The organism is Cyanobacterium sp. T60_A2020_053 (assembly GCA_015272165.1).
Lineage (GTDB): Bacteria > Cyanobacteriota > Cyanobacteriia > Cyanobacteriales > Cyanobacteriaceae > Cyanobacterium.
This window is the reverse complement of record JACYMF010000011.1, coordinates 1-6,569: the sequence shown is the minus strand read 5'-3', so window position 1 is coordinate 6,569 and position 6,569 is coordinate 1. Positions and strand designations below refer to the sequence as shown.

Below are 6,569 nucleotides of genomic sequence, written 5' to 3'. Positions count from 1 at the left end.
AGATTATTGGCTAGTTTGAGAAACTAACATTTTTGAGAATGAAAACGCCCTGCTTAAAAAGGGGGACTTGAGAATAATCAACATACCTCATCATTATGAAAAACGCTATATTCTCATCTTAAAGTTTTTTCTAGTTTTAACAATAGCACTTATGCTAATGTATGATCATTACTCAAAGTTACACAAAAAAACATGATCAAAAATTTGGCAAAAACCCTTCTTTTCTCCGTAATCGGGGGGGACACTTGTACTACATTTAGCTAGTGGATATTCGGCGGAGGGCGCTTTTATTATTGGCAACTTGGCAGGTGGTAATAACGATACTGGTAGCCAATTTTTCATAAGTAGTTCTAATGTCAATGCTTCTAAAGAAGCTGGTTTTACAATGCCTTCGGGAAATCCTTACTCCCTTGATAGTATTGATTTAAGACTACGAATTGTTAACACGACAGGCACACCCCAGCTAACTAATTTTTCGTTATTTGCTGACGTGGGTAATAATCCGGGGGAAAGTCCTTTAGTGGATTTTGACCTAACTGCTTTTAACAACAGTCTTTCTACTATCGCCAACGGAACTGTTGATACTTTTAACTTTACTCCTATCTCTCCTTTTACCCTTAGCCCCGATACTACCTATTGGTTTGCTGTTAGAAGTAACGCATCATCAAGCGGTATTATTGCATGGCGTAGTAATAATCCTAACATTGCACCTACGGGTATTGCCACTTCTGCAGGATACCGTATCAATATTACTGGTGTTTTTCCTCCCACAACTGTAAATAATTTCTTTAGCACTTATCAACTTAATGGCACAGAAATTACATCTCCTCCTGTGACTACTCCTGAAGGTAGTAATGTTGTTGCTTTAATCTTTTTTGGTGGTGTCTTGGTGATGGGTTTAAAATCCTCTTAGTTTAATTTAATTAATAGCCGTGTAATTCATTATGGGGTGGCAAAGTTAGCAAGATATAATGTTTTGATAACAAATCTTGCTAATATCTACAAAAAATGATGGAAATACAAGAATTAATTAATGATGCCATGAAAATTACTGGCTTACAAACAGAAACGGAAGTAATTGAATTAAGTTTAAAAACTTTGATTCGTTGGAATCATCACAATAACACCATAAAAAGAGATGATAATAAAGTAAATTTTATTCGTTCCCATGATTCATTTTTACAAGGTTATTGCCTAGAAGATGAGGGATTATATGAGGACTTTTGAAGCAGGGAATTTTTGGGTAGCTAAAATAACCTTTACAGCAATATTAATCCATGAAAAGATGAATTAATTATAACATATTCATCAATAAGACAAATTAAGAAAGGATATAGTATTTAAAGTAAGTTGCTAATAAATTCTCATTAACCGCAGGACAAGGCATCTTTTCATAATACCTTTCGATGATAGGATTTAATTCAAATTCTAACGAGCCTAACGATCTTTGTAAAAAATTTCCTGTATCTAATAAACTAATAAAAGGTAATAAAGCATTATCTTTATCATTGCTAATTTTCTGAGCTAAAATATCTAACCATTCGTGATAATCTACTACATCAAATTGACATTTTTTGTGCTTCATCCATGTTAAAATTTCTGACCATTCCAAAGGCTGAGGATTAACTAAATTAAAAGTTTTATTTAATGATGATTCTTGGTGAGATAACTCAATAATTGATTGACGAATATAATCCACCGGTACTAAATTAACCAGCGCCCTCAACCGTGGAAAATAACCAATTTGTAAGCAACCGTGCATCATACGGGGGATAAATTCTGTTACTAAACCTCGATCTGGAAAATTAACATTCATCATATTACTAGGACGAAAAATCGACACAGGTAAACCCCTTGATTGAGCTTCTAAAAGTAATTTTTCAGCGATATATTTACTTTGCTCATAACCTCGCCATAAACGTTTACCATCAGGTAATTGTTGATCTTTGACAAGAGAAATATCATCAGAAGAAAAAACATCAATGGTGGAAATATAAAAAATTGGTTTTGTATGATGATTACAGGCAATTTTAATCAATTCTCTGGTGCTTTCCACATTAGCTGACCTCATGACGGAATAAGGATAAACGATATTTACCCACGCACCGCAATGATAAATTAAATCTATATCATGATTTAATTCTTGAATTTTAGCTGGTTTTAGCCCTAAATTTTCTTTAGCTAAATCTCCTATTAATGGTATAATACGATTAACCCATTCATCAGACCATAAATCATTTTTATCTAATTTTTCTCTTAGTCTATTAAAACCATGTTTTTCATTATCTCCTCTTACTAAACAATAGATTTTATAATTAGTTTTGGTTAGTAATTCATACAATAAATGCACACCTACTAAACCTGTTGCCCCTGTTAATAAAACATTCTGTTTTAATTTATTAAAATCATAAATTTCTGAGGGCTTAATATCATCAGCTAAGATAGTATCTTGTGCCATTAATTCTGATTCTTGATCCACAATAACAGTTTTATTTTCGCTGTCAATTTGAGTAGCTAAACAAGTAATAGTTGCAGTAGCTAAAAAAACATTTAAAGAAATATTTACTTCAAAAAATGTATTAACTTCATGTAATAAAGTAATAGCTGTTAAAGAGTTACCACCAAGAGCAAAAAAATCATCATTAATACCGATTTGATTTACCATTAAAACTGATTGCCACATCTCCACCAATTTAATTTGCGTAAAGTTAATAGGTGGAGAATATTCTAAATTATCGGTATTTTCTCTCAGTATATCTCGATCCGGCTCTGGTAGCGCCCGTCGGTTAATTTTGCCATTAAGAGTTTGGGGTAACTCTGGTAATATCATAAAACCGCTAGGAATTTCATGGCGTGCTAGTTTTTTGACTAAATAAGCACGAATTTTGCTGATAATATTCTCTTTTTCTACTCCTGCTTTGAGAGTAATATAAGCAATTAATCTTTGATCTTCTTCACTAAAACTATGTAAAATGACGGCGGAGCGCGCTATAGTTGGATAATCAGTCAAAACTGCCTCAATTTCCCCTAATTCTACTCGAAAACCTCTAATTTTGACCAGTTGGTCTTGTCTGCCGACAAACTTAATTTGCCCATCGGGTAAATATACTCCCAAATCCCCCGTTTTATACATTCTTTCCTCTGGATTATCCGTAAAGGGATTGGGTAAATATCTTGCGGCGGTTAAATCTTCTCGATGACGGTATCCTCTGGTAATACCAGCGCCCGTCAAATATATTTCACCAATTTGGTTTTCCGCCACAGGAGTTAAATTTTCATCGAGTAAATAAGCCTCTGTTTGGCTGATAGGTTTGCCAATGGGTGGCACATCGTCATAATTACGGGGGATATACGCTACAGTAGAAAAAGTGGTATCTTCCGAAGGTCCATAAAGATTGTAAACCCTTTCAATATGCTTAAATTGATACACTTCCTGCACAATATTATTAGTTAGTGCTTCCCCTGCTAAGTTAACGGTGATGACACTGGGGGGAATACCTTTAATTTTACATAAAGAGGCGATGGCGCTGGGTACTGTATCAATCAAAGTAACTTGATTTTTGTGGGGGATTCTGGTAAACGGAGAATATTATCCACTAAAATAATTTTACCGCCCACGGCGAGGGGCGCGAAAATTTCAAATACTGACAAATCGAAACATACGGAGGTGGAAGCTAAAACCCCTTGTAATTCGTCAAGGGAAAAGAATGAAATCGCCCAATTTAGAAAAGCTACGGTGTTACGATGTTCGATTTCTACTCCTTTGGGGATGCCAGTTGATCCTGATGTGTAAATAACGTAAGCTAGGTTATTAGTTTCGGCGGAGGGCGCTAAATTTTCAGGGGAAAAACTGCTAATTTCTGCTATTTCTTCATCTAAAATAACCGTTGTTGCTGAGTTAAATGGTAAGTTTTTAGTTAAAGATTTTTCGGTGATTAAAACTGATAATTGGGAATCATCAATCATAAATTTTAACCTTTCTTGGGGATAATTGGGATCAAGAGGTACATATCCTCCTCCTGCTTTTAATATAGCTAATAAAGATACAATTAAGTTAGCATTTCTAGGTAAACAAACCCCTACCAAAATTTCTTTTTTTGACCCAACGCCTAAAGATTAGATGAAGTGCGCTAGTTGATTAGCTTGATTATTTAATTCTTGATAAGTGAAATGAGTTTCTGTAGTTAAAAGAGATAAATTATCGGAGTATTTATTAACGGAATTTTCAAAAAAATCAGTAATTAAATTATTCATGGTTAATTAGACTATATATTAAATTTTAGTCAACATGGAATATGGGAAAACAATTAAAATCAAATATTCACAATTCACAAGGAGTTTAAACTCCTTGTTGACAATAGTATAAATTTATGATTCGCTAAACTTTTGCAATAACCAAGCGCCCACCACCGTATGATTAGTTTCACGAGTCATCTTTAAGGCTTCTTCTAAAATAGCTATTTGTAAATTAGGCAAAACTTGCGACTCTGTTATGCGATAACTGCCCTTATTTTCCATTTTAAAAGCCATTATTTCACCTTTTTTAACATTAACAATCCAATACTCTTTGATTCCTAATTCTTCATATAATAAACGCTTTGTTCCTTGATCATCATTGAGAGATGTGTTGGCGATTTCGATTACTAAAGTTGGCGGTGAAAACTTGTCTAAATTGATAATACTTGTGCCGTAAGGAATAGCATTAACTCTTTCTTGTAAATAATAAGATAAATCTGGTTGTGCTTCATAATAACCTAGTTTTCGATAGCTACAATTATCTTTAGCGTTCATCTCAATATTTTTTGATAATACATAAAGATAAATGGCAGTATTTATGATAGATTGATCACTAGCATGGTCGTTTCCTAATGGTGGCATTTCAATTCTTAATTTTTGTTGATAAAAATAAAATTTTCCCTGCTGATAATCTGGATTTTCAGTAGCATGAATAAACTCATCCCAAGTGCTATCAATCCAAGTATCAGAAGCAATTTTTTCTTGTAATAAAGTCATATTATTAAATAGTAAATAATTAGAATGTTAGTTAACTTTTTCTCATAATCAATTATCAAGAGAAATATTAAAACTATTCATTAAATTTTTGTAATAACCAAGCGCCCACCACCCCATGATTAGTTTCACGAGTCATTTTTAAGGCTTCTTCTAAAATAGCTATTTTTAGATTAGGTAAAACTTGCGATTCTGTGATGCGATAACTGCCATTATTTTCCATTTTAAAAGCCATTATTTCACATTTTTTGACATTAACAATCCAATATTCTTTAACTCCTAATTCTTCATATAATAAACGCTTTTCTCCTTGATCATCACTCAAGGATGTATTAGCAATTTCGATTACTAAATTTGGGGGTGGAAACTTGTCTAAATCAATAACACCTGTGCTGTAAGGAATGGCATTAACTCTTTCTTCTAAATAATAAGATAAATCCGGTTGTGCTTCATAAAAACCTTTTTTACGGTAGCTACAATTATCATTACCATTCAAATCAATTTTATTTAAAAAAACATAGAGATTAATCGCACTATTTATGATAGAGTGATCCCTTGAGTGATCGTTTCCTAATGGTGGCATTTCAATTCTTAATTTTTGTTGATAAAAATAAAATTTTCCTTGCTGATAATCTGGATTTTCCGTAGCATGAATAAACTCATCCCAAGTGCTATCAATCCAAGTATCAGAAACAATTTTTTCTTTTAATAAAGTCATTTTTTTGAATGAATAAAAAGTAAATTAATTAAATTACAAAAAGTTTATATCTTCGACTATTATTTATTTATAAACAGTGAGAATATTAACATTATGACCATCCAATCTTTGATAAGTAAAATCATCAACACCATCAAAAGCCAGAAAAATTCCTAAACCGCCAATACCTCTTTCTTCAATGGGTTTTTTAATGGTTTCTGATTCGGATTCTAATTTTTTGGTGGAATCAAAAGGAATACCATTATCTATTACAGTAATTATTACCGCATGATCTGATACTTTTGATTCTAACTCAATAATTTTTTCACTCTCTGCATTTTTATAAATATAAGCATAATTAATAATATTAGTGGCTAATTCGTCTACTGCTAAACGTAGTTTATAGGTCGCTTTTTTCTCTAAGTCGGCAGACTTTGCCACTTTTACCACATACTCAGCAATGGTTTTCAGAGAGTCGAGGTGCGCTGATACTGTTAATTTATTCATAAGTTTTCACAATTTTATTAATCAGTTAAGTAATTTTGAAACTAGGATAATTTTATCTTTATTTTATTAAAAATGGAGAAAGCATAACGCAAAATTTACCCTAAATAAACCATCAATATTGATCAGTAATATACAAAAAAGTATCTTGGCTTCGTGAGAAGACATAAAAACTTCTAAAAACCAAAAATTGTCCGAAAACCACCAATTACCAAACCAGAATTATCAGCATCTTGGTTAGGGGCAGTAATCCATATTACATAAGGTGTTACAGAAAGACCACGAGTAACTTGATGACGATAATAAGCTAAGACGCATTTAATTTACATTAACTAATTCACCCTTGTTTTTAAATTTT

General features: G+C 32.5%; 5 protein-coding genes and 2 pseudogenes. 2 read left to right on the top strand and 5 right to left on the bottom strand.

What is annotated here, in order from left to right; translation table 11 throughout:
* The first annotated feature begins 301 nt into the window (after positions 1–301).
* Together IGQ45_01610 and IGQ45_01605 are read left to right on the top strand one after the other, a co-directional pair.
* Complete coding sequence (locus tag IGQ45_01610) at positions 302–913, top strand: hypothetical protein (GenBank protein ID MBF2055922.1); 612 nt, start codon at positions 302–304, stop codon at positions 911–913.
* A 98-nt stretch (positions 914–1,011) separates the two neighbouring features.
* Positions 1,012–1,104 (top strand): annotated as a pseudogene (locus IGQ45_01605) (type II toxin-antitoxin system VapB family antitoxin).
* Between the two features lie 217 nt (positions 1,105–1,321).
* Here IGQ45_01605 and IGQ45_01600 read toward each other — a convergent pair.
* The 5 genes and pseudogenes from IGQ45_01600 to IGQ45_01580 form a co-directional block, all read right to left on the bottom strand.
* A pseudogene (locus IGQ45_01600) lies at positions 1,322–4,254 on the bottom strand (amino acid adenylation domain-containing protein).
* A 114-nt stretch (positions 4,255–4,368) separates the two neighbouring features.
* Positions 4,369–5,013 (bottom strand): Uma2 family endonuclease, encoded by a 645-nt coding sequence (locus tag IGQ45_01595; GenBank protein MBF2055921.1) that lies wholly within the window; start codon positions 5,011–5,013, stop codon positions 4,369–4,371.
* A 73-nt stretch (positions 5,014–5,086) separates the two neighbouring features.
* Entirely contained in the window at positions 5,087–5,728 is a 642-nt protein-coding gene (locus IGQ45_01590) for a Uma2 family endonuclease (protein ID MBF2055920.1), read from the bottom strand.
* Between the two features lie 63 nt (positions 5,729–5,791).
* Complete coding sequence (locus IGQ45_01585; GenBank protein ID MBF2055919.1) at positions 5,792–6,214, bottom strand: ATP-binding protein; 423 nt, start codon at positions 6,212–6,214, stop codon at positions 5,792–5,794.
* A 173-nt stretch (positions 6,215–6,387) separates the two neighbouring features.
* A complete protein-coding gene (locus IGQ45_01580) occupies positions 6,388–6,534 on the bottom strand; it encodes a carbohydrate porin (protein ID MBF2055918.1) in 147 nt (48 codons plus the stop codon).
* Between the last annotated feature and the right edge of the window lie 35 nt (positions 6,535–6,569).

Bases quoted from the DNA above. Each gene is read 5' to 3' on its own strand.
- IGQ45_01595 (MBF2055921.1), bottom strand. From the start codon at position 5,013: ATGACTTTATTACAAGAAAAAATTGCTTCTGATACTTGGATTGATAGC.
- IGQ45_01590 (MBF2055920.1), bottom strand. From the start codon at position 5,728: ATGACTTTATTAAAAGAAAAAATTGTTTCTGATACTTGGATTGATAGC.
- IGQ45_01585 (MBF2055919.1), bottom strand. From the start codon at position 6,214: ATGAATAAATTAACAGTATCAGCGCACCTCGACTCTCTGAAAACCATT.